General features: G+C 74.2%; 21 protein-coding genes. 14 read left to right on the top strand and 7 right to left on the bottom strand.

The window, feature by feature from the left end; genetic code table 11:
• Window positions 1–40: 40 nt before the first annotated feature.
• Complete coding sequence (locus ACIQLL_RS03295; protein ID WP_402463192.1) at window positions 41–829, bottom strand: SDR family NAD(P)-dependent oxidoreductase; 789 nt, start codon at window positions 827–829, stop codon at window positions 41–43.
• A gap of 89 nt (window positions 830–918) precedes the next feature.
• Between ACIQLL_RS03295 and ACIQLL_RS03290 the strand changes: the two genes are divergently transcribed.
• The 5 genes from ACIQLL_RS03290 to ACIQLL_RS03270 all read left to right on the top strand — a co-directional run bounded on the left by ACIQLL_RS03290 (window position 919) and on the right by ACIQLL_RS03270 (window position 6,342).
• Window positions 919–1,557 (top strand): TetR/AcrR family transcriptional regulator, encoded by a 639-nt coding sequence (locus tag ACIQLL_RS03290; RefSeq protein ID WP_402463190.1) that lies wholly within the window; start codon window positions 919–921, stop codon window positions 1,555–1,557.
• Window positions 1,558–1,566: 9 nt separating this feature from the next.
• Window positions 1,567–3,000 carry an amino acid permease gene (locus ACIQLL_RS03285; protein ID WP_402463187.1) on the top strand — a complete coding sequence of 478 codons (1,434 nt, stop codon included), beginning with the start codon at window positions 1,567–1,569 and terminating at the stop codon, window positions 2,998–3,000.
• Between the two features lie 5 nt (window positions 3,001–3,005).
• Window positions 3,006–3,686, top strand: a complete 681-nt coding sequence (locus tag ACIQLL_RS03280) for an MOSC domain-containing protein (RefSeq protein WP_402464616.1) — start codon at window positions 3,006–3,008, stop codon at window positions 3,684–3,686.
• Window positions 3,687–3,754: 68 nt separating this feature from the next.
• Window positions 3,755–4,360 carry an isopentenyl-diphosphate Delta-isomerase gene (idi, locus tag ACIQLL_RS03275; protein ID WP_402463185.1) on the top strand — a complete coding sequence of 202 codons (606 nt, stop codon included), beginning with the start codon at window positions 3,755–3,757 and terminating at the stop codon, window positions 4,358–4,360.
• Between the two features lie 368 nt (window positions 4,361–4,728).
• On the top strand, window positions 4,729–6,342 hold the full coding sequence (locus ACIQLL_RS03270; RefSeq protein ID WP_402463183.1) for an HNH endonuclease signature motif containing protein: 1,614 nt from the start codon (window positions 4,729–4,731) through the stop codon (window positions 6,340–6,342).
• Between the two features lie 10 nt (window positions 6,343–6,352).
• On the opposite strand, the gene ACIQLL_RS03265 is transcribed toward ACIQLL_RS03270, so the two are convergent.
• Both ACIQLL_RS03265 and ACIQLL_RS03260 read right to left on the bottom strand, forming a co-directional pair.
• A complete protein-coding gene (locus ACIQLL_RS03265) occupies window positions 6,353–6,898 on the bottom strand; it encodes a PH domain-containing protein (RefSeq protein ID WP_402463180.1) in 546 nt (181 codons plus the stop codon).
• A 20-nt stretch (window positions 6,899–6,918) separates the two neighbouring features.
• Window positions 6,919–7,554 carry a histidine phosphatase family protein gene (locus tag ACIQLL_RS03260; protein WP_402463178.1) on the bottom strand — a complete coding sequence of 212 codons (636 nt, stop codon included), beginning with the start codon at window positions 7,552–7,554 and terminating at the stop codon, window positions 6,919–6,921.
• 95 nt (window positions 7,555–7,649) lie between these two features.
• Here ACIQLL_RS03260 and ACIQLL_RS03255 point away from each other — a divergent pair, with 95 nt between their 5' ends.
• Window positions 7,650–8,120 (top strand): NfeD family protein, encoded by a 471-nt coding sequence (locus ACIQLL_RS03255; protein ID WP_402463175.1) that lies wholly within the window; start codon window positions 7,650–7,652, stop codon window positions 8,118–8,120.
• Between the two features lie 44 nt (window positions 8,121–8,164).
• Complete coding sequence (locus ACIQLL_RS03250; protein WP_402463173.1) at window positions 8,165–9,628, top strand: flotillin family protein; 1,464 nt, start codon at window positions 8,165–8,167, stop codon at window positions 9,626–9,628.
• A gap of 68 nt (window positions 9,629–9,696) precedes the next feature.
• Here ACIQLL_RS03250 and ACIQLL_RS03245 read toward each other — a convergent pair whose 3' ends face one another.
• Window positions 9,697–10,293, bottom strand: a complete 597-nt coding sequence (locus tag ACIQLL_RS03245; protein WP_402463170.1) for an RNase H family protein — start codon at window positions 10,291–10,293, stop codon at window positions 9,697–9,699.
• 191 nt (window positions 10,294–10,484) lie between these two features.
• Between ACIQLL_RS03245 and ACIQLL_RS03240 the strand changes: the two genes are divergently transcribed.
• From ACIQLL_RS03240 to ACIQLL_RS03230, 3 genes are all read left to right on the top strand, one after another.
• A complete protein-coding gene (locus ACIQLL_RS03240; RefSeq protein WP_402463168.1) occupies window positions 10,485–11,618 on the top strand; it encodes a VIT1/CCC1 transporter family protein in 1,134 nt (377 codons plus the stop codon).
• A 191-nt stretch (window positions 11,619–11,809) separates the two neighbouring features.
• The gene (locus tag ACIQLL_RS03235; RefSeq protein WP_402463165.1) at window positions 11,810–12,145 is read left to right on the top strand and encodes a GNAT family N-acetyltransferase; all 336 of its coding nucleotides are present in this window, start codon (window positions 11,810–11,812) and stop codon (window positions 12,143–12,145) included.
• A complete protein-coding gene (locus ACIQLL_RS03230) occupies window positions 12,142–12,450 on the top strand; it encodes a GNAT family N-acetyltransferase (RefSeq protein WP_402463163.1) in 309 nt (102 codons plus the stop codon). Before ACIQLL_RS03235 ends, ACIQLL_RS03230 begins: the two co-directional genes overlap by 4 nt.
• A gap of 9 nt (window positions 12,451–12,459) precedes the next feature.
• Here ACIQLL_RS03230 and pgm read toward each other — a convergent pair whose 3' ends face one another.
• On the bottom strand, window positions 12,460–14,142 hold the full coding sequence (pgm, locus tag ACIQLL_RS03225; protein ID WP_402463160.1) for a phosphoglucomutase (alpha-D-glucose-1,6-bisphosphate-dependent): 1,683 nt from the start codon (window positions 14,140–14,142) through the stop codon (window positions 12,460–12,462).
• A 141-nt stretch (window positions 14,143–14,283) separates the two neighbouring features.
• Between pgm and ACIQLL_RS03220 the strand changes: the two genes are divergently transcribed.
• Window positions 14,284–15,126 (top strand): peptidoglycan-binding domain-containing protein, encoded by an 843-nt coding sequence (locus ACIQLL_RS03220; protein ID WP_402463158.1) that lies wholly within the window; start codon window positions 14,284–14,286, stop codon window positions 15,124–15,126.
• 15 nt (window positions 15,127–15,141) lie between these two features.
• Here ACIQLL_RS03220 and ACIQLL_RS03215 read toward each other — a convergent pair whose 3' ends face one another.
• Window positions 15,142–16,728: a Na+/H+ antiporter NhaC family protein gene (locus ACIQLL_RS03215; protein ID WP_402463156.1), complete on the bottom strand. Its 1,587-nt coding sequence runs from the start codon at window positions 16,726–16,728 to the stop codon at window positions 15,142–15,144.
• Between the two features lie 199 nt (window positions 16,729–16,927).
• On the opposite strand from ACIQLL_RS03215, the gene ACIQLL_RS03210 reads away from it, so the two are divergent.
• Window positions 16,928–18,106 carry an SH3 domain-containing protein gene (locus ACIQLL_RS03210; protein ID WP_402463153.1) on the top strand — a complete coding sequence of 393 codons (1,179 nt, stop codon included), beginning with the start codon at window positions 16,928–16,930 and terminating at the stop codon, window positions 18,104–18,106.
• 46 nt (window positions 18,107–18,152) lie between these two features.
• Here the strand turns inward: ACIQLL_RS03210 and purB are convergent, their stop codons facing one another.
• Entirely contained in the window at window positions 18,153–19,655 is a 1,503-nt protein-coding gene (purB, locus tag ACIQLL_RS03205; protein ID WP_402463150.1) for an adenylosuccinate lyase, read from the bottom strand.
• A gap of 127 nt (window positions 19,656–19,782) precedes the next feature.
• Here purB and ACIQLL_RS03200 point away from each other — a divergent pair, with 127 nt between their 5' ends.
• Window positions 19,783–20,013 (top strand): hypothetical protein, encoded by a 231-nt coding sequence (locus ACIQLL_RS03200; protein ID WP_402463149.1) that lies wholly within the window; start codon window positions 19,783–19,785, stop codon window positions 20,011–20,013.
• Window positions 20,010–21,602 carry a hypothetical protein gene (locus tag ACIQLL_RS03195; protein ID WP_402463146.1) on the top strand — a complete coding sequence of 531 codons (1,593 nt, stop codon included), beginning with the start codon at window positions 20,010–20,012 and terminating at the stop codon, window positions 21,600–21,602. The genes ACIQLL_RS03200 and ACIQLL_RS03195 overlap by 4 nt, the downstream gene beginning before the upstream one ends.

The raw sequence follows: 21,602 nt of genomic DNA, 5'->3' as shown, positions 1-21,602 counted from the left end.
GGCCGGGGCAGCCTGACCAGCCGGACCGCCCCGGTCCGCCTCAGCCGGCCGTGAGGCGGGCCGCTGCGGCGAGCACCAGGCGTCGGGGCGCGATCCCGGCCAGGGCCGCCGTCGCTCGGTTGCCCTGGCCCGAGACGACCGTGGCCGGCGGCCGGCGGCGGTCCAGCGCGCGGAAGAGCGTGTCGGCGACCTGCTCGGGGGTCTCGAAACGCCCGACGGCGGCGTCGTCGGTGCCGACGACGTCGAAGAACTCGGTGCGGGTCGGCCCGGGGCACAGCGTGATCGCGTGCACGCCGGTGCCGCGCAGCTCGACCGACAGGGCCTCGGTGAAGCTGAGGACGTACGCCTTGGTGGCGCCGTAGACGGCCATGCGGGGGATCGGGGCAAAGCCGGCCACGCTCGCCACGTTCACGACGGCGCCGCTGCCGTGCTCGAGCAGGTCGGGCAGCAGGGCGCGGGTCAGGTTCGTCAGGGCCGCCACGTTGAGGGCGATCTCGGCGTCGACGCGTCCGGGGTCCTCCTCGAGGAACACTCCGTGGGTGCCGAACCCGGCGTTGTTCACGAGGGTCCCGACAGGCTTCGTGGCCGCGCGGGCGGCCTTGACGACCTCGGTGACGCCGTCGGGCGTGGTCAGGTCGGCCGGGACGACGTCGGCCGCGACGCCGTGCTCGGCACGCAGGCGGGTGGCGAGCTCCTCGAGGCGGTCGGTCCGGCGTGCCACGAGCACGAGGTCGGCGCCCCGGGCGGCGAGGCGGGCGGCGACGACGGCGCCGATGCCGGAGCTGGCGCCGGTCACCACGGCGGACGATCCGTGCAGGCCGAGAGTCATGGCGTTCTCCTGGGTCGAGGTGCCGGGGTCTCAATGTAGGCAGTGCCTACCGATGTTGTCAACGCCTACATCGGCGGTACCCTGGGTGGGTGACCCGCGCCTACCACCACGGCAACCTCCGTGCCTCCCTGCTCGACCGCGCGGAGGAGGTGCTGGCCGACGACGGCGTCGACGGGCTGTCGTTGCGGGCCCTGGCCCGTGACCTCGGCGTCAGCCACGGCGCGCCGGCGCGACACTTCCGCGACCGGCAGGCGCTCCTGGACGCCCTGGCGCTGCGCGGGTTCGAGCGGCTCGACGCGGCGCTGGCCACCACCGGCGGCACGTGGCAGGAGCGGCTGCGCGGGCTGGCGCGCACCTACGTCGACTTCGCTACCGCGCACCCCGCCCTGCTTGCCGCGATGTACGACGTCAAGCACCACCCCGACGCCACCGAGGCGCTGCGGGCCGAAGCCGGCCGCGGCCGGACGCTGCTGCGCGACACCCTGCGCTCCGGTCAGCGGGCCGGAGAGGTGGTCGAGGGTGACGCGGACGAGCTGGGGACGGTGCTCTTCGCCGCCGTGCACGGGGTCGTCCAGCTCGCCGCCGGCGATCTCCTCGACGGCGCCGACGTCCGCGAGGTCCTCGACGCCACGGTCGCGCTCTGCCTGCGCGGGCTCGCGCCGCCCGCCGGGTCCGTCCCGGCCCTCGGTGCCGTCCCGCCCGGGGCGCCGTCGTCGGACGCGGGCTAGCGTGACCCGGTGACCACGACTCCCGACGACGGTCCCCGCGACGCCGTCACGGCTCCCGCCGAGCCGCTCGCCCACGGGCTCCGGCCCCGCCACCTGACGATGATGGGGCTCGGCTCGGCGATCGGTGCGGGGTTGTTCCTCGGCTCGGGCGAGGCGATCGCCACCGCCGGGCCCGCGGTCCTCGTCAGCTACGCCGTCGCCGGCGCGATCGTGGTGGCCGTGATGCGCATGCTCGCCGAGATGGCGTCGGCCACGCCCGCCTCCGGCTCGTTCTCCGTCTACGCCGAGATGGCGCTCGGCCGCTGGGCCGGGTTCCTGCTGGGCTGGCTGTACTGGTTCATGCTCATCATGGTGCTCGGCGTGGAGGTCACCGGCGTCGCGGAGATCGTGTCCGGCTGGTGGCCGGTCGTGCCGCAGTGGGCCGTCGCCGCGGCGGTCGTGGCGGTGCTCGGCGGTATCAACCTGGTCGGTGTGCGGCAGTTCGGCGAGGCAGAGTTCTGGTTCGCCCTGGTCAAGGTCGGCGCCATCGTGGCGTTCCTCGCCGTCGGGCTGCTCATCGTCCTGGGCGTGATCCCCGTCGCGGGGTCGGTGCTGGGGGACTGGGCCGCGCACGGCGGGTTCGCCCCCGCGGGCGTCCCCGGGGTGGCCGCCGGCCTGCTCGCCGTCGCCTTCGCGTTCGGCGGCGTCGAGATCGTGGCGATCGCCGCCGCCGAGGCGCACGACCCGCGCGACGCCGTCGCGCGCGCCACCCGCACCATCCTGTGGCGCATCCTGTTCTTCTACCTCGGGTCCGTCGCGGTCGTCGTGGCGCTCGTCCCGTGGGACGACGCCGACGCGCTGACGTCGCCGTTCGTCGCGGTGCTGGAGCTGGCCGGGCTGGACGGCGCCGCGCGGCTGATGGAGGTCGTGGTGGTGCTGGCGCTGCTGAGCGCCTTCAACGCGCAGGTCTACGGCACCTCGCGGATGCTGTTCTCCCTCGGCGAGCGGCGTGACGCACCCGCACCGGTGACGTGGGTGTCGCGGCGCGACGTGCCGTGGGTGTCGGTGCTGGTGTCGGTGTTCTTCGGGGTCGTGGCGGTGCTGCTCAACTGGCTGCTGCCCGACGCGCTGCTGTCGGTGCTGCTCAACGCCGTCGGCTCCGCGCTGATCGTGGTCTGGTTCCTCATCGCCGTCTCGCAGCTGCGGCTGCGGCCCCGTCTGGAGGCAGCGGCCGCCCGGACGGGCGAACCGATGCGGTTGCGGATGTGGGCCTACCCGTGGCTCACCTGGGCCACGCTCGCTGCGCTCGTCGGCCTGGCCGTGCTCATGCTGTCCGACGCCGCGGCTCGCGCCCAGCTCCTGGCGACGGCAGGTCTGGTGGTCGTCATCCTGGGCGCCTACCTCGTCCGGCGGCGCATGGCTGCTCGGCGCGCCGCCGTCGCCGGCCCGCAGGTGGGAGCATGAGCGCCATGGGAGAGCTCCTCGCCGTGTGCCGTGTCCACCAGCTGCTGCCCGACGCCGGGACCGTCGGGATCACCGCCATCGACAAGCGGCCCGTCGACGGCCGCGTGCGGGCCGGGCGGTACGGCCTCTACGCCGACGTCCAGGCCGACCGCCAGAACCACGGCGGCGAGGAGCAGGCGGTCTACGCCTACGCCGCCGAGGACGCGGCGTTCTTCGAGCCGGAGCTCGAGCGGGAGGTCACCCCGGGGCTCTTCGGGGAGAACCTGCGCACCGGGGGCCTGGACGTCTCGGGGGCACTCATCGGGGAGCGCTGGCGGGTCGGTTCGGCCGTGCTGGAGGTGACGCAGCCGCGTACGCCCTGTGGCACCTTCGCCCGCCGGCTCGGCTCCCCGCCCCGCTGGGTGCGGCGGTTCACCGAGGTCGGACGGACCGGCGCCTACCTGCGGGTCGTCGAGCCGGGCGACCTCGCGGCCGGCGACGCCGTCGAGGTCGTGGCACGGCCGTCCCACGGCGTCTCGGTGGCCGGCTGGTTCCGGGCCTGGAACGCCGGACCCTCGGGGTTCGCCGAGGGCGCGCGGCTCGGCGCCGCGCTGGTGCGGTCCGCCGACGACGGCGAGCTCGACCTGAGCACGGACATGCGGTCCCGCGCCGAGAAGGCCGTCGCCCGGACCGCCGCCTCGTCCTGACGGCGCCCGCGCGGGGCGCGTGGTCCGGTCCGGTCCTCCGCCCGGCCGGACCATGACACGATGACTCGATGAGCGAGCACATCCCCGCCGTCGCCGACCACGTGGTGACCTGCGACGAGGCCGGGAACCGGCTCGGCACGGTCCCGCGGGCCGAGGTCCACACGACGGACACCCCCCTGCACCTGGCGTTCTCCTGCTACCTGCTCGACGCCGAGGACCGACTCCTCGTCACGCGGCGCGCCCTGGTCAAGCGCACCTGGCCCGGGGTGTGGACGAACTCGTTCTGCGGGCACCTGCGGTGGACCGAGTCCGAGCCGGACTCGCTGGTACGGCACGCGGAGCACGAGCTGGGGGCCGAGGTGTCGGACATCCAGGTCGTGCTCCCGGAGTTCCGGTACCGGGCCGTGGACGCCTCCGGGGTCGTGGAGAACGAGATCTGCCCCGTGTTCGTCGCGCGGGTGGTCGGTGACGTGGCGCCGAACCCGGACGAGGTCTCCGAGCACGTGTGGGCGCCGGCGGACCGCGTCCGTGCCGCGGTGGAGGCGACCCCGTGGGCGTTCAGCCCGTGGATGGTGCGTCAGCTCGCCGATGTCGCGGCGGTGCCGGCCGCGCAGCGCACCGACGGCGCCCGGGTCCTGACCGACGCGCTGGGGTTGGACCGGCCCCGCGGCTGAGGGCCGGGGCGAGCATCTCCCTGGCGGTGCCTGGCGGTGCCTGGCGGTGCCTGGCGGTGCCTGGCGGTGCCTGGCGGGGCCGTGGCCACGGTTCCTCCTCCGCCCGCCCACAGCCACGTCCTGACGCCGGTCGTCCACCGCTCGCCCGGTGCCGGCCGATCCGTCGCCGGAACCCGTTGCGCGGTCCGGCGGCGACCGCTACTGTCGAACACATGTTCGAGACCGACGCTTCCCACCCGGCGACGCACGCCGCCGGGCCTCGTCGTGCTCGGACCTCGGGATCCGGTGCGGCCAGTGCCCCGGCCGCACCGGACCCGGCCTTCCCCGGGCTTCGGCCAGGGTCGCCGACGGCTGACCACGGGAGTCCGTTGGAGCGCACCTTCCTGGCGCTCGCGGCGAGGACCGTGGCGCGCTGGACGGGGCTCGTCGGCCACGAGCAGGACCACCGGGCGGTGGTGGCGGAGCACTCGCGATCACGTCCCTCGTCCTCGGCGCGCGCGGTGCCCGACGCACCACGTGCCGCGGTGCCCGACGCACCACGTGCCGCGCGGCCCGTCCCGCGGTCGCGTGACCAGCACGACGCGCTGCTGGACGCCACCCCGGGACCGGATGCCGTGTCGGGGCTGGCCGGCCTGGAACCGGCCGACCTGGACGTCGGGGACCTCGTGGACCTCCTGGCGGCCTGGGAGCGCACGGCGGCGTGGGCTCAGGCGCGGTCGGCCGAGGTGCTCGGTGAGCTCCTGGAGCGTGCGCGCGGATCGGCGGAGCACGAGTTCGTCGTCGACGAGGTCGCCGCACGCCTGGGCCTGAGCCGGCACGCGGCCGCGCAGCACGTCACCGTTGCCCACGGTGCCCGATCGATGCCCGAGGTCGCCGACGCGATGGTGGCCGGGGTGGTGGACCGACGCAAGGCCGAGGCCCTGGTCTCCACGGGGCGGATGCCCGACGCCGTCCGGCGGGGTGTGGTGGCCGACCTGCGACCCGAGCTCGAACGGCTCACGGTCCGGCAGATCCGTGAGCGGTTGCGCCGCGCCGAGATCGCTGCCGACCCGCAGGGGGCGCAGGAGCGGCACCGGGAGGCGCGGCGCGGACGGTCCGTCGTCCTCGAGCCGGTGGACGACGCGATGGCCTACCTGACGGCGTACCTGCCCGCGGACGATGCCGCGCTGGCGTTCGCCGTGATCGACGGCGTCGCGGCGGCGCAGCATCGGGTTCCCGGCGAGGATCGCCGGCTCGACGAGTGCCGGGCCGACGCGCTCGTGGCCCTGGTGCAGGGCCGCCTGGCGACGGGCAGCGCGCGGCGGGACCTGACCGCCGAGCGGGACCTGACCGCCGAGCGGAACGTGACCGCTGAGCGGAACGTGACCGCTGAGCGGGACCTGAGGCTGACGCCGCGCGCTGGGATCCCCGCGTGCGAGTGCGACGGAACGTCGAGTCCCGCGGTCCCGGTCGCACCGGCGCCCGTGCAGGTCACCATCGCCGCCTCGACCTTGCTCGGCACGGACGACCTGCCGGCGATCCTCGCCGGGCACGGACCGATACCCGCACCGATGGCGCGGTGCCTGGCGACCGATCCCGACGCCACGTGGCAGCGCATCCTCACCGACCCGGTCACGGGCGTCCTGACGGACCGCTCGTCGCGTTCCTACCGGCCGAGCCCGCGGCTGCGCGCCGCCGTGGTGGCCCGCGACGTGACCTGCACCTTCCCCGGATGTCAGGTACCGGCGCGGCGTGCGGACCTCGACCACGTCGAGCCCTACGACCCGGCGGCGTCGGGTCCACAGACCCACGGCGACAACCTGCAGGCCCTCTGCCGCACCCACCATCGGGCCAAGACCCTCGGCGGCTGGTCGGTGTCCCGGGACGCGGCGACCGGGACGACACGGTGGACCGCGCCGAGCGGCGGGCGGTACGAGCGCCCGCCGTGCATCGCGGACCCGTCGCTCTCACCGCGCCGGGACGGCGGTCCGCCCCCGTTCTGACCCGAGCCGGCTACCGGCGCGGGGAACGGCGCCCGACGCGAGGCGGCTCGGTGGGCGGCCACTCGCCGTCGTCCGACCCGTCGTCGGCGTCGAACAGCAGCTCCTGGATCGTCCGGTGGACCGCGTCGACGTCGGGGACGTCCGGCAGCCGCATGCCCGCCTTCTCGGTGGCGTCGGAGACGATGAGGGTGCCGCAGCCGAACATCCGGTCCACGAGGCCCATCTCGATGCCGATGTCGTTGATGCGGTACAGCGGGATGTCCCGGCCGACCCGCGTCACCAGCCCGGTGCGCATCGCGATGCGCTGGTTGGTGACGGAGAACGACGTGGACCGCCACCGCATCCACGGCAGGAGCACCCACACCACACCGACCAGGGCGAGCAGTCCGAGGCCGGCCCAGCGGGCGGGGCCCTCGGGGACGAGCATCATCACGGCGACGGCGCCGACCAGCAGCGCGACCAGGAGCACGGTGGGCCAGACGAGGGCCTTCGGGTGCTCGTGCAGCTCGAGGACGACGTGCTCGCCGTCGGTGAGGTTCCGCTCGTTCAGCGCCATGCGGCCATCCTCGCACCCGCTCAGCCGGGGTCCACCATGTTCCAGGCGTGGATCGTCGGCAGCTGATGGGAGTACCCCAGGGCGCAGATCGCGGCGCAGCCGAGCTCCAGGTGGGCCCCGAACGTCGGGTCGACGTCGAGCCACGCGGTCGCCAGGACCCGCAGCAGGTGGCCGTGGGCGACGGCGAGGACGGTCCCGCCGTCGGCCATCACCGGCTGCACCCGGGTGACGACCGCGTCGGCGCGGGCGCGGACGGCGGCAAGCGTCTCGCCCGGCGGACCCGGGTCGGCGCCGTCGGGCCGAGGGACGTCGACGCCGTCGCGGAAGATCTCGTAGGGCCGGCCCAGCACGGCGCCGATCTCGGCCGAGGTGCGTCCCTCGGCCGGTCCGTAGTCCCACTCCACGAGGTCGTCGTCGACCACGACCTCACCGAACCCCGCGAGCTCCGCGGTGCGGCGGGCCCGCGCCAGGGGTGAGCAGAGCACGACGGCCGGGTCGAGGCCGGCGAGCCGCCGGCCCGCGCGACGAGCCTCGGCCTCGCCGGCGTCGGTGAGCGGGACGTCGGTGCGGCCCGTGTGACGTCCCGCGGCGGCCCAGGCGGTGTCGCCGTGCCGGAGCAGCACGAGTCGCGGCGAGTCGGTGGCGGGCAGCTCCATGCGTCGATCGTCCCGCAGGACGGCCGGCTCCGCCGCGGGGGTGCGAGATATGGCATTCTTCACACGTTCGTCACGCTTTGACCCCGGAGGCCGTCGTGCTCGTCTTCGCCCTGATCGGTGCCGCCGGTCTCGTCCTGCTGCTGATCTCGCTCGTCGTGGGAGAGATGGTCGACCTCGGTGACGGCGCCCTGTCGGGGACGTCCCTCGGCGTCGGCGCGGTCGTGTTCGGCGCCGTCGGTGCGATCGTCGTGGTCAACGACCTTCCGGTCTGGGTCGCGTACGTCGCCTCGGCCGCCGTCGGTCTCCTGGCCGCCCTGGTGGCCCAGCTCATGATCCGACGCCTCAGTGCCACCGAGGACAACGCGAGCGTCGACCTCGTCGGGGTGCAGGGCACCGCCACGACCGACATCTCGTCGGCCTCGGGCGAGGTGTCGCTCGACGCCGTGAGCGAGCTCGAGCGCCGCCTGGCGTGGTCCCTCGAGCCGATCGAGGCCGGGACCCGCATCGTCGTGCTCGAGCACCAGCCCCACAGCGTCCGGGTCGGGCCGTACCGCCCGGTCGACTAGCACCAGCACACCAACCCGAAGGGATCGGCGCTCCGGCGCACATCATGGACAACCCCAGCTTCGTGACCACCCTCGCCGTGGTCGCCGTCGTGATCGCGTTCCTCGCGGTCGGGATCTTCGTCGCCCAGCGCATCCGCCGGGTCCCGCCGAACCAGGCCCTCGTCATCGTCGGCCGGGGCGCCGGACGCAAGGACGTCTCCGGCCAGAAGGTCGTCATCGGCGGCCGCACGTTCGTCTGGCCCATCCTGCAGCAGGGCTTCGCGATCTCCCTGGAGCAGCGCCAGATCGGCATGACCGTCGAGGGCGTGGACTCCAACCGGATCAAGATCGCCATCAAGGCGTCGATCAACTTCAAGGTCCGCGGTGACGAGGAGGGCGTGCGCCGGGCCGCGCAGCGCTTCCTGTCCCAGCAGGAGCTCCTCACCGAGATCATCGCGGAGTCGCTGGAGGGGTCGCTGCGCTCCATCGTCGGCGACATGTCGATCGAGGAGATCATCTCCGACCGCAAGGGCCTGTCCGACCGGGTCGTGGAGTCCACCAAGAAGGACCTCGCCGAGCAGGGTCTGCAGGTCGACATCCTCAACATCTCCGACATCTCGACACCGGGGTCGGACTACCTCGCCAACCTCGGTCGCGCCGAGTCGGCCCGCGCCCGGCAGGTCGCCGAGGTCTCCGAGGCCGAGGCGCAGCGCGCCTCGGAGTTCGCCGTCATCGAGGCCGCGGAACAGATCGCCGAGCGGCAGAAGGCGCTCGACCTCAAGAAGGCGTCGATCAAGGCGGAGACGGACCGGGCCCAGGCCGAGGCGGACGCCTCGGGCCAGCTCGCCCGGGCCGAGCAGGACCGCATCGTCGCCCAGCAGGAGCGCGAGGCGCTGTCCGAGAAGGCGCGCGTGGAGCAGGAGCGGCTCGACATCGAGGTCCGCAAGCCCTCCGAGGCCAAGGCCTACGCCGAGGTCCAGGAGGCCACCGCGCGGCGCGACTCCGAGAACGCCGCCACCGAGGCGGAGGCGTTCAAGCGCAAGACGATCGCCGAGGCCAACAAGACCGCCGCGATCCAGGACGCCGAGGCCGCGGCCGAGAGCGTGCGCCGCGCCGGTGAGGCCGAGCGCGACCGCCAGGTGGCGCTCGCCGCCGGCATCCGGGCCGAGGGTGAGGCCCGCGCGGCCGCGACCGAGGCCGAGGGTCGCGCCGAGGCGTCGGCCACCGACGCCAAGGCCGAGGCGCTCAAGAAGTACGGCGAGGCCGCGCTCGTCCAGGAGCTCATCGAGCGTCTGCCCGAGATCGTGCGTGCCGCCGCCGAGCCGATCGCCTCGATCCAGGGCATGACGGTGGTCTCCACCGACGGCGCGTCCGCGATCACCAAGAACGTCAGCAGCGTCCTCGGCGAGGGGCAGGCCGTCGTCAAGGAGCTGACCGGCATCGACATCAACCAGCTCATCGCCGGCCTGACGGAGCAGCCGGGTGCGGTGAAGGGCGCTTCGGTCACCCACGGCAGCACGGCGAACTGACGAAGGGTCGGCGGCCCCGCGGCTCCATGCCGCGGGGCCCCGCCGGCGCGCGGGGCCCGGGTCCGGGTTCAGTCGAAGAGGGTGTCGAGCTCCCAGCCGGGGCCGCTGGTCGGCACGGGCTGATGACGGCGGGCGCCGACGGGCTCCGGCTCACCGGCCTCGGGGTGCCGGGCGCCGGTCTGCTCGCCGGCGTCCGGCTCCTCGAGCAGCTGACCGTCCGTCTCGCCGCGTCCGGCGGCCCAGTCCTCGGCGGCCAGCCAGGCCAGCTCACGGGCGCGTTCGGTGAACGGGCTGTCCACATGTCCACGCACCCACCGGAAGCGCACGGGACCTGAGCGGCCCTCGATCACGCGGTCCAGGCTCTGCACGGCGTCGAGGTGCTGCACCGCGCCACCCGTCGCCGTCCGCCAGCCGTTGGCCTTCCAGGCGTCCAGCCACTCCGAGGCGCAGCGGATCGCGTACTGCGAACCGGACTCGACGAAGAGCGGCTCGTCGCCCGGGTGGGCCTCGACGGCGCGACGCAGCGCCGTCAGCTCGGCGACCTGCGCCGAGCCGTCGGCCGCGCCCCCGGCGTCGAAGCGACCGGAGCCGTGGGCGACCCACGCCCAGCCGATCGCTCCGCCGGAGTCGCTCAGGCTGGAGCCGTCGGTGCTGACAATGATCACGCCGGTTGTCCCTCGGAGTCCGCGGATTCTCGCCTCGCCACAGGGGGCGACGGGAACATTGTGCCCTGTACCGGTGACATTCGGGTGAACCCGCAGCATACGGATCTGCGAAACCTCGTCTCCCGGCTCCCGGAACCGTCCTGGCCGCGTCCCGGAACCCGCAGCCCGCCGTCGGACGCGATGATGAGCGCATGGACGCGCCCCCTTCCGCCCGCACGCCCGCCCAGATCCGTCGGTGGCGCCGCCACCTCGCGGCCGAGCGCGCCGAGGCCGCCGTCTACCGGGACCTCGCCTCCCGCCGCACCGGCGAGGAGCGGTCGATCCTGCTGGCGCTCGCCGCGGCGGAGAAGCGCCACGAGCAGCACTGGGTCGACCTGCTCGGCGACGACGTCGGGATGCCGCTCCAGGGAGACCTGCGGACCCGCTTCCTGGCGTTCCTCGCGCGGCGGTTCGGCGGGGTGTTCGTCCTGGCGCTCGTGCAGCGGGCGGAGTCCCGGTCCGACTACGACAGCGACGAGCACGCCACCGCCCGGATGGCTGCCGACGAGCAGATCCACGAGGAGGTCGTGCGCAGCCTGGCCACCCGCGGCCGCAACCGCCTGTCGGGCTCCTTCCGGGCCGCCGTCTTCGGGGCGAACGACGGTCTGGTGTCCAACCTCGCCCTCGTGCTCGGCATCGGCGCCTCCGGCGTCGCGACCGGGACCATCCTGGTCACCGGCGTCGCCGGCCTGCTGGCGGGCGCCCTGTCGATGGGAGCGGGGGAGTACGTGTCGGTGCGCTCCCAGCGGGAGCTGCTCGATGCCTCCACACCCGACCCGGAGGCCGTCAAGGCTCTGCCGCACCTGGACGTGGACGCGAACGAGCTGGCCCTGGTCTACCGGGCGCGCGGCATGGACGCCGACGCCGCCGAGGAACGGGCGGACGGTGTCCTCGCTCGGCTACGGACCGCCGGCGGTCCGGTCGTCGCGGGTGACGGGGCGGTCCCGGGCGACGGGCTCGGGGGCGCCGCCTCCGCGGACGCGCCGGAGGTCGACGAGCTCGAGTCCCACGGGACCGCCTGGGGCGCGGCGATCTCGAGCTTCTGCTTCTTCGCCTCCGGGGCGATCGTGCCGGTCCTGCCGTACCTGGTCGGCATGAGCGGCGCCGTCGCGGTCGTCGTCGCCTGTGCCCTGGTCGGCGTCTGCCTCGCGGTGACCGGGGCGGTGACGGGTCTGCTGTCCGGCACCTCTCCCGTGACGCGGGCCCTGCGCCAGCTCCTCATCGGGTTCGGAGCGGCGGGCGTGACCTATCTTCTCGGGCTGGCCTTCGGGACCTCGATCGCCTGACCGGGGCCGCAGCGGAGAGGCGTCGGCCCGGTCGCGGGCGGGGTGAAATCGCCCCCGGTGGCTTGCCGCGGCGCGGCGCTGCCGTCAATGTCGAGGTGCGGTCGCGGCAGCAGGGCGCAGGGGGCTCGGTTGCCGCGCGGACGGCAGATCTTTCCGGGTGCCCGCGGCGACCATCGGGTAGATTCCCTCGGGTGTCCGACCCCCTCGATCTCGAGATCACCCGCGACCTCGGGCAGAGCCGCTACGAGGCGCGAGTCGTGACCGCGCACGAGGCCGCCGTCGTCGGCGTCCTGCGGTACGAGCGGCACGGCGACGTCGTGCAGGTCACCAGCACCGTCGTCCTGCCGGCGCACCGCCACCGTGGCGTGGCCTCCGCCCTGGTGCGGCGAGCGCTCGACGACGTGCGGGCCGAGGGGCTGCGGGTCGAACCGCGCTGCTGGTACGTCAGCGAGTGGATCGCCGACCACCCGCAGTACGCGGACCTGCGATGGCAGGCACCGCCGTCGGGCGCCACGATGGACCGATGAGCGACGCACCTCTTCCCGTCACCGTCCGGGACGACACCGGCAGGCACGTCTTTCTCGCCCTCGTCGACGACGGCGACGGCGGGACCGTCGAGGCCGGCGGGGCCTACTACCGCGCCGAGGACGGCACGGTGACCTTCACGCACACCGAGGTCTCGCCCGAGTTCGAGGGCCGGGGCGTCGGCTCCGCGCTCGTCGCCGGTGCGCTGCAGCAGGTGCGGGCCGACGGCGACCGGGTCGTGGCGCAGTGCCCGTTCGTCGAGGCGTACCTCGCCCGGCACCCCGAGTACCAGGACCTGATCGCCTGACGGCGCGCTTCAGGCCAGCGCGTCACCCACGACGTCCTTCGCGGCGGCCTGCACCTGGCTCAGGTGCTCGGCGGAGACGAACGACTCGGCGTAGATCTTGTAGACGTCCTCGGTGCCGGAGGGGCGCGCCGCGAACCAGGCGTCCGCCGTCGTCACCTTCAGGCCGCCGATCTTCGCCCCGTTGCCCGGGGCCTCCGTGAGCTTGGCCGTGATGTCGGAGCCCGCCAGCGTCGTCGAGGACACCTGCTCCGGCGACAGCGCCGCGAGGCGGGCCTTCTCCTCACGGGTGGCCGGGGCGTCGACCCGGGCGTACCAGGACTCGCCGTGCTGTGCGACGAGCTCGGCGTGGTGCTGCGACGGGGACCTGCCCGTGGTCGCGAGGATCTCGGAGGCCAGCAGAGCCAGGAGGATGCCGTCCTTGTCGGTGGACCACACCCGGCCGTCCTGGCGGAGGAACGACGCACCGGCGGACTCCTCGCCGCCGAACACCACGTCTCCGGTGAGCAGCCCCGGCACGAACCACTTGAAGCCCACCGGGACCTCCGTGAGGCGGCGGCCCAGGCCGGCCGCCACACGGTCGATGAGGGCGGAGGACACGAGCGTCTTGCCGATCGCCGCCGTGTCCGGCCAGGCGGGCCGGGCGCCCGAGCACAGGTACTGGATGGCCACGGCGAGGTAGTGGTTCGGGTTCATCAGCCCCGCGTCCGGGGTGACGATGCCGTGCCGGTCGGAGTCGGCGTCGTTGCCCGTGGCGACGTCGTACGGTGCGCTGCCGCCGTCCGCCCGCATCGCCGTGACGAGCGAGGCCATCGCGTGCGGGGACGAGCAGTCCATGCGGATCTTGCCGTCCCAGTCCAGCGTCATGAACGCCCAGCGCGGGTCCACCTGCGGGTTCACCACGGTCAGGTCGAGCCCGTAGCGCTCGCCGATCGCTCCCCAGTACTCGACGGACGCACCGCCCAGCGGGTCCGCGCCGATGCGGACGCCGGAGGTGCGGATCGCCTCCAGGTCGAGGACGTTCGCCAGGTCGTCCACGTAGGTGGACAGGTAGTCGTGCTTGTGGGTGGTGCCGGCCGCGAGCGCGTTCTCGAGCGAGACGCGGTGGACGCGGCTCAGACCGCCGTCGCGCAGGATCTCGTTGGCGCGGTCCGCGATCCAGCCCGTGGCCTCGGACCCGGCCGGGCCGCCGTGCGGCGGGTTGTACTTGAAGCCCCCGTCCCGCGGGGGGTTGTGCGACGGCGTGACGACGATGCCGTCCGCGACCCCCGGCCCCGAGGTGCGCACGCCCTCCTCGGAGGCGGCACCGTTGTGGATGAGGATCGACTGCGAGACCGCCGGCGTCGGGGTGAAGGAGTCCCGGGCGTCGATCATCACGGTGACGCCGGCCCCGGCGAGCACCTCCAGCGCGGTCTGCCAGGCCGGCAGCGACAGCGCGTGCGTGTCGCGGCCGATGAACAGCGGGCCGTCCGTTCCCTGCGCGGCCCGGTACTCGACGATGGCCTGCGTGATCGCCGCGATGTGGGCCTCGTTGAACGCGGAGTCCAGGGACGAGCCGCGGTGCCCCGAGGTACCGAAGACGACCTGCTGGGAGGGATCGTCCACGTCGGGGGTGCGGTCGTAGTAGGCGCCGACCACCTGGTCGACGTCGATGAGGTCTTCGGGGAGGGCTACCTGGCCGGCGCGGGGGTGCATACCTCGATCCTGCCAGCACCTGCGGGGTGTGTCGCCCCCGTCGCGCGGTATCAGAGGGAACTGCTCGGCGCTCCCTGCAGGTGCGGGAGGGTCGGCGCCGGACCGGGCGGTCGGCACCGCGACGACGCGAGGGAGCGGACCATGAACGTCGAGGCGTGGCGCACGCACGGGACCGGGGACACCGGACCGATCGTGACGGGCATCCAGCACCTGCTGCGGCACCGCGGCCACGTCCTGGCCGCCGACGGCGTGTACGGCACGGTCACCGCGGCCGCCGTCGCGTCGCTCCAGACCGCCGAGGGCCTGACCAGCGACGGCGTCGTCGGCCCGCAGACGTGGCCGCACCTCGTGGTGACCACGCGCCAGGGCGACAGCGGCGAGGCGGTGCGGGCCGTGCAGCAGTTCGGCCTCGTCCGGTTCCCGGGGGACCCGGCGCTCGTGGTCGACGGCGCGTACGGTCCCCTCACCGCCGAGCGGGTGCGGTTCTTCCAGGAGTCCTGGGGACTGACCATCGACGGGATCGCGGGTCGGGAGACCTGGTCGTTCCTCAGCGGGTCGTCGGCGCACCCGCGGCCCTGGCCGCTGGTGAAGGTGGGTGCGCGTCAGTCGGACAACTGGCGCGTGCGCGCCGCGCAGCACCTGCTGCGCGCGCACGGTGCGACCCTCACCGTCGACGGCGTGTTCGGCCCGCTCAGCGGTGACGCGATCCGGACCTTCCAGCAGACCCTGCGCGCCCGCTTCATCAGCACCACGGTGGGCCAGCTCGACTGGCCCGAGCTGATCGTCACGGTGCGCCTGGGGGACACGGGGCAGGCGGTGCGTGCCGCCCAGATCCTGCTGCCCGGCGGGCTGGCCGTCGACGGGAGCTTCGGGCCCCTGACCGACGCGGCCACGCGGGAGTTCCAGTCGATGTTCGCCCCGCCGTCGGACGGCGTGATCGGGCCGATCACCTGGCACGCGCTCACCCAGCGGCTGTTCGACTGAGCCTCGGGTCGGCCGCTACCCCGCCGCGGGCACGTCCTCCTCGACGGACCGGCTCGAGACCCGCGCCGCGAACGCGACCCCCACGAGCACGACGAGCGTGACCAGGAGCCCGAGCGCGGTGCCCGCACCCAGGGCGACCGCCACGTAGCCGACGAGCGCTGCTACGGCCGCCGCCCCCGCGTACGGCAGCTGGGTGACGACGTGCACGATGACGTCCGATCCGGCCCCCGTCGAGGACAGGATCGTCGTGTCGGAGATGGGGCTGATGTGGTCCCCCAGGACGGCCCCGGCGAGGACCGCGCCGAGTGCGGGCAGCAGCAGGTCGGGCTCGCCGACGCTGTTCATGATGCCGCCCACCAGGGGCAGCAGGAGGGCGAAGGAGCCCCACGAGGTGCCGGTGGAGAACGCCATGGCGCCGGCCAGCACGAACGTCACGGGGATCAGCCAGGCGGGGGACAGGTCGGTGTCCTGCACCAGCCCGCCGAGGTACTCCCCGGTACCGAGCTGCTCGATCAGGCCGGTGAGCATCCAGGCCAGGACGAGGATGCTGACGGCCGGCCACATGGCTCGCACCCCCTCGACCCAGCCGCGGCCGAAGTGCCCGGCGGAGAACCGGGGGTTCGAGGACGTGTACCGCAGGTAGTAGTAGACGGCCGCGACGAGCCCCAGCGTGCCGCCCACCATGAGAGCGGCGCTGGTGTCGGTCGCGGCCAGGATGTCCACCACCGACCAGGTGCCCGCGGCCGCGTACCCCGTCCACACGATGCCCGCGAACACCCCCAGGACGAGCAGCGCGAACGGCACGAAGAGCGCCCGCTTGGCCCCGGGCTCGTGCACGGGCAGGTCGTCGGCGAGCTGTCCGGGCACCGTGGCGTCCTCGGCGTAGGTCCGCCCGTCGTGCACGGCGCGCCGTTCCTCGCGGCGCATGGGACCGACGTCGAGCCGCAGGAGCACCGCGAACCAGACGGCGAGCGCGGCGGCGATCGCGTAGTAGTTCGACGCCGCGGCACCCAGGAACGCCTGGACGCTGGAGATCCCCAGGGTCGACGCCGCGACGATCGGCGCCAGGATCCCCATGATGTAGGCGCCCCAGCTCGAGAACGGTGCCAGCACCGCCACGGGGGCCGAGGTGGAGTCGATGATGTAGGCCAGCTTGGCGCGCGAGACCCGGTGCCGGTCGGTCACCGGCCGTGCGACCTGACCGACGGCGAGCGCGTTGAAGTAGTCGTCGATGAAGATGACGATGCCCATCACGGCGGGCAGGACCTGCGCGCCGCGGCGGGTGCGGATCCGTTCGACGGCCCAGTCGGCGAACGCCCCCGTGCCGCCGGACATCATGATGAACGCCGCGATGACGCCCAGCATGAGCGTGAACGCCAGGATGTACACGTACCAGGTGTTGACCGCGCCCTCGGTCCAGAAGATCGCGGCGAACGAGTCCCCCACGAGCCGCAGCGTCTCGACCGGGTCGAGGTCCGCCACCAGCAGCGCGGCGGCGAGCACCCCGGCGCCGAGGCTGATCAGCACCTTCTTGGTCGCGATGACCAGCGCGATCGCGAGCACGGGCGGGACCAGCGTGAGGATCGGATAGCTCTCGGTCACGGCTCGCCTCCGGTGTCGCGACGGTGGGACCGACGGTAGGGCGGTGCGGGTCTCCCGGCATCCCGGCGCGCGCTGTTGCGCGAGGCGACTTACCGTCGTGGAGGCGGGTGACGACGCTCGCACCGTGACGGGTCGTGGGGGGACGGATCGCATGGAACAGCTCGGAGCAAGCAGCAGGGGTCGGGTCGGACGAGTGCTCGTGGCGGTGCTGGTGGCCGCCGCCGTCGTCCTCGCACCGACGTTCGTGCAGGTGGCGTCCGCACCGCCGGCCGCGGCCGCGACACGCCTGGCCGCGCCGTTGAAGAACGACACGTACGTGCTCTCGTCCTACTACGGGCCCCGGTGCATGCCGGTACGCGCGTCGTCGGCCTTCCATCTCGGCCAGGACATGGGCGCCGCGCGCGGTACGGACGTCCGTGCCGTCGCCGGTGGCACGGTCCGGGCCGCCGGCGCGGTGTCCGGGTTCGGCCAGTGGGTGGTGATCGACCACCGGGTCGACGGCGTGACGTTCTCCTCGCTCTACGCCCACGTGATCGACGGTGACCAGCGGGTCAAGAAGGGGCAGAAAGTCAAGAAGGGGCAGCACATCGCCGACGTCGGCTCGTCCGGCACGTCCACGAGCCCGCACCTGCACCTGGAGATCTGGAAGGGCGGCTACGGCAGCGGGTCGACGGTGGACCCGCTGACGTTCCTGCGCAACCGCGGGGTCGACCTCAAGGCGCGGTCGGCGCGGAACTACGCGCGCACGGTGCCGTCGTCGTGCACGTACTACACCACCGACAAGGTCAACTTCCGTACGGGGCCCGGTACGAGCTACAGCAGGATCCGCACCCTCCAGCCGAACGTGAAGCTCACGGCGAAGCCGGGCGCCGGGACCCGTGAGTGGCGCAAGGTCACCCGGTCGGGGCGGACCGGGTGGATCCACCGGAACTACGTCTCGCCCGGCTACACCTCGAAGGGCACGCGGTACGTGCTGCCCGGGTCGCTGAACCTGCGCTCGAAGGCGTCGACGTCGTCGAGCGTGCGGCGTTCCCTGCCGCGCGACGCGCGTCTCATGGTGCTGCGCGGCGAGCTCGACGGCGTCTGGCAGCGGGTGCGGTACGGCGGGACGAACGGCTGGGTCTCGGCCCGGTACATCGCGCTGACGCGGGACGGCGCCCAGGTGGTGCCGTGGTCCTCGCGGCCCACCTACGCGTGGGTCGACACCTCCACGCTCAACCTGCGCAAGGGCCCGTCGACCTCGACGTCGGTGAAGCTGAAGCTGCGCCGGGACGAACGTGTCCGGCAGCTGTCACGGGTGACGAACGGCTGGGTCAAGGTGCGCCACGACGGCCGGACGGGGTACGTCGCCGCGAGCTATCTGCGGTCGTCGACGTAGACGACGTCGCCGGGGCCGGGCGTGCGGCGGCGCCCGGCCCCGGCGATCAGTCCAGGTACGTCGCGACGAGGCTCTCGGCGAGTCCCACGTACGACGCCGGGGTCAGCTCGGCCAGCCGCGCCGCGACGTCGTCGGGCAGGCCGAGCCCGGCGACGAACTCCCGCATGGCCGGCCCGTCGACGCGCTGGCCGCGGGTGAGCTCCTTGAGGCGCTCGTACGGGTTCTCCATGCCCTCGACGCCGGCCACGGACGCGGCCCGCATGGCCGACTGCACCGGCTCGCCGAGGACCTCCCAGTTGTGGTCGAGGTCGTCGGCCATGAGGTCGGCGTCCACCGCCAGGGCCCGCAGCCCGCGGCGCACGTTGTCGATCGCGAGCAGCGAGTGACCGAACGCGGGGCCGATGTTGCGCTGCGTGGTCGAGTCGGTGAGGTCGCGCTGCAGGCGGCTGGTGACCAGGGTCGCCGACAGGGTGTCGAGCAGGGAGCAGGAGATCTCGAGGTTGGCCTCGGCGTTCTCGAACCGGATCGGGTTGACCTTGTGCGGCATCGTGGAGGACCCGGTGGCGCCCGCGACGGGGATCTGCCGGAAGAACCCGAGCGAGATGTACGTCCACACGTCGGTGGCGAGGTTGTGCAGGATCCGGTTGAACCGGGCGACGTCCGCGTAGACCTCGGCCTGCCAGTCGTGCGACTCGATCTGGGTGGTCAGCGGGTTCCAGGTCAGGCCGAGGTGCTCCACGAACGCGCGGGAGACGGCCGGCCAGTCGGCACCGGGGACGGCCACGCTGTGCGCGCCGTAGGTGCCGGTGGCGCCGTTCAGCTTGCCGAGGAACTCCGCCCCGCCGATGCGGCGCAGCTGCCGGCGCAGGCGGTGGGCGAGCACCGCGAGCTCCTTGCCCATCGTGGTGGGTGTCGCGGGCTGGCCGTGGGTGCGGCTGAGCATCGGCACGGCGGCGTGCTCGCGGGCCATGTCGGCGAGCTGGTCCGACAGCGCCTCGGCGGCGGGCTGCCACACGTCGACGACGGCGCCGCGCACCATGAGCGCGTACGACAGGTTGTTGACGTCCTCGGACGTGCAGGCGAAGTGCACGAGCTCGCTCGCCGCGGGCAGCGAGGTGTCGCCGAGGACGGGCGCCGCGACGTCGGCGGCGAGGCGGCGCTTGATGAAGTACTCGACGGCCTTGACGTCGTGCACCGTCTCGCGCTCGATGGCGCCGAGCTCGGCGATCTCGTCCGCGCCGAAGGTGGCGGGGATCTGCCGCAGGTAGGCGACCTCCGCGGCGGTCAGGGTGGGCGCGCCCGGGACGACGGGACCGGCGACGTCACCCGTGCCGTTGCACAGCACGATCAGCCACTCCACCTCGACGTGGAGGCGCGCCCGGTTGAGCGCCGCCTCGCTGAGGTGGTCCACCAGCGGTGCCACGGCCCCGCGGTAGCGCCCGTCGAGCGGTCCCAGCGCGATCGGCGGGGTGACGTCGGCGAGGTTCACACGGGGCGCGTCGGGCTGGTCGGTCACGTGGGGCTGCGCGGTGGAGGTCACGCCTCGCATTCTCCCACGGGCGCCGGGTCGCGCGGCCGGGCGCCCAGGGTCCGGGACCCGCCCACAGCGACGCGCTCTCCACAGGCCCCGGCGGGCAGCCGACGGCCCGGGGCGACCCGCGCCTAGCGTCCCGGCCATGCGCCTGCCCCTCTCCGACGTCGCCGTCGCCACCGACCACCTGCGGTCCGCCCGCACCGCCCTGGACGACGCCGTCGCCCAGCTCCGCCTCGCCAGTCGCGTCGACTGGGACTCGGCCGCCGCCGAGGCGGGTCGCGCCGACGTCGCCGCGCTGCTCGGCACGCTCGACTCCGCCGCGGCCACGGTGGACCAGGCGGTGCTGGTCGCCACGGGGTGCGAGGAGTCGTGAGCACGATCCCGAGCAGCGCCGACCCGCGCGGCGCCGACCCGCGCAACACCCTCGTCATCGTCGGCGGCCGCTCCGTGACGTCGGTCGACGCGGACTCCGTGCGCGCCGCAGCGGCGCGCCTCGCGGCAGCGGCCGACCGGCTGCGGGCCGCCGGGGGCGGGTGTGCCGCGGCACGGCTCGCGCTCGACCGCGCCCGGTGGTCGCCCGCCCCGCTCGGGGAGCTCGACCCGGGGTGGCACACCCGCGTGCGGTGGGCCCTGGCCCTGGCCGAGGACGTCGCACAGGTGCTGGGGCGCGCCGCGGACGACGGTGCGGGGGTGGGGGACCGGTTGCTGCGGGCCGCCGGGCTCTACACGCAGGTGGAGTCGATCGTCGAACGGGCGGTCGGCGCGGGCGTCGGCGTGACCGCCGGTGTCCTGGGGTTCGGCCTCACCTCGTTCGTGGGGTCGCCCGCGGGGTGGCCGGTCGCCCAGAGCCTCCGGTTCGGCGTCGCCGCGGTGGCCGACGGCGGTCCGGACCCGGACGCACCGCGGGACGCTCCGGCACCGGTCCCGCTCGGCGCACCCCCGGGGGACGACGGCGGCCCGGTCGGGTGGCTGTGGCGCACCGTCTCGCCGTACGCCGACGAGGCCGTGGCCGGTGCCGGGACCGGGGTGGCGCTCGGGGCGCCGTTGCTCTCCGGGGGCGACCTGTCCGTGACCGGTGGCGCCCGGGTGCTCTCCGAGGTGGTGCGGGCCGTGCTCGGCACCCGGCAGGTGCTCGTGGAGCAGATCGACCCCGCCGGGTTCGCCGGCGGCACCCCTCCCTGGGACGACCGGCCGGCCGGCGACGTCGCCGAGGCGCTCGCCGCCACCGCGGACCTGTACCCCCACGGCAGCGGGGTCCCCGGACGGCCCGCCCCGGCCCCGCCGGCCGGCACCATCGCGGTGCAGGAGGTCACGCACGCCGACGGGAGCACCTCCTGGACGGTGCTCGTCCCCGGCACGCAGGCCCTGCTGTCCCGGACCAACCCGTTCGACGGTTCCACCGACCTCGACCTCATGGCGGGCGCGACGGCGGACGTCGCCGAGGGCGTGGTCCAGGCGCTGGCCGCCGCCGGTGCCGCTCCCGGCGAGCCCGTGGTGCTGGTGGGCCACTCCCTCGGCGGCCTCACGGCGACGGCGCTCGCGTGCTCACCCGTGTTCCGCCGTCGTCACCCTGTGGGGGGCGTCGTTACCGCGGGGGCGCCGACGGCGACCTTCCGCACCCCGCCCGGCGTCCCGGTCCTGCACCTGGAGAACACCGAGGAGCTGGTCTCGCCGCTCGACGGGCGGTCCGGCGCGGAGAACCCGGCCACCGCCGACCGGGTCACCGTCAGCCGCGACCTGGGCGACTCGCGGGACCCGGCCGACCGCGCGGCATCGAGCAGCATCGCGCGCGCCCACTCCGTCCCCACGCACCTGCGGACGCTGGAGCAGGCCACGGCGCTCGGCAGCGTGCAGGTGGACGGCGTGGTGGACCGGCTGGACGACCTCCTGGCCGGCGAGCACGCCGAGACGCGCTACTACACGGTGCGGCGACCCTCGGGCCAGAGCGACGCAGCGGGGTGA

Source organism: Isoptericola aurantiacus, from assembly GCF_044769875.1.
Lineage (GTDB): Bacteria > Actinomycetota > Actinomycetes > Actinomycetales > Cellulomonadaceae > Isoptericola > Isoptericola aurantiacus.
The sequence above is the reverse complement of the archived record's forward strand: the minus strand, read 5'-3'. Positions and strand labels throughout refer to the sequence as shown.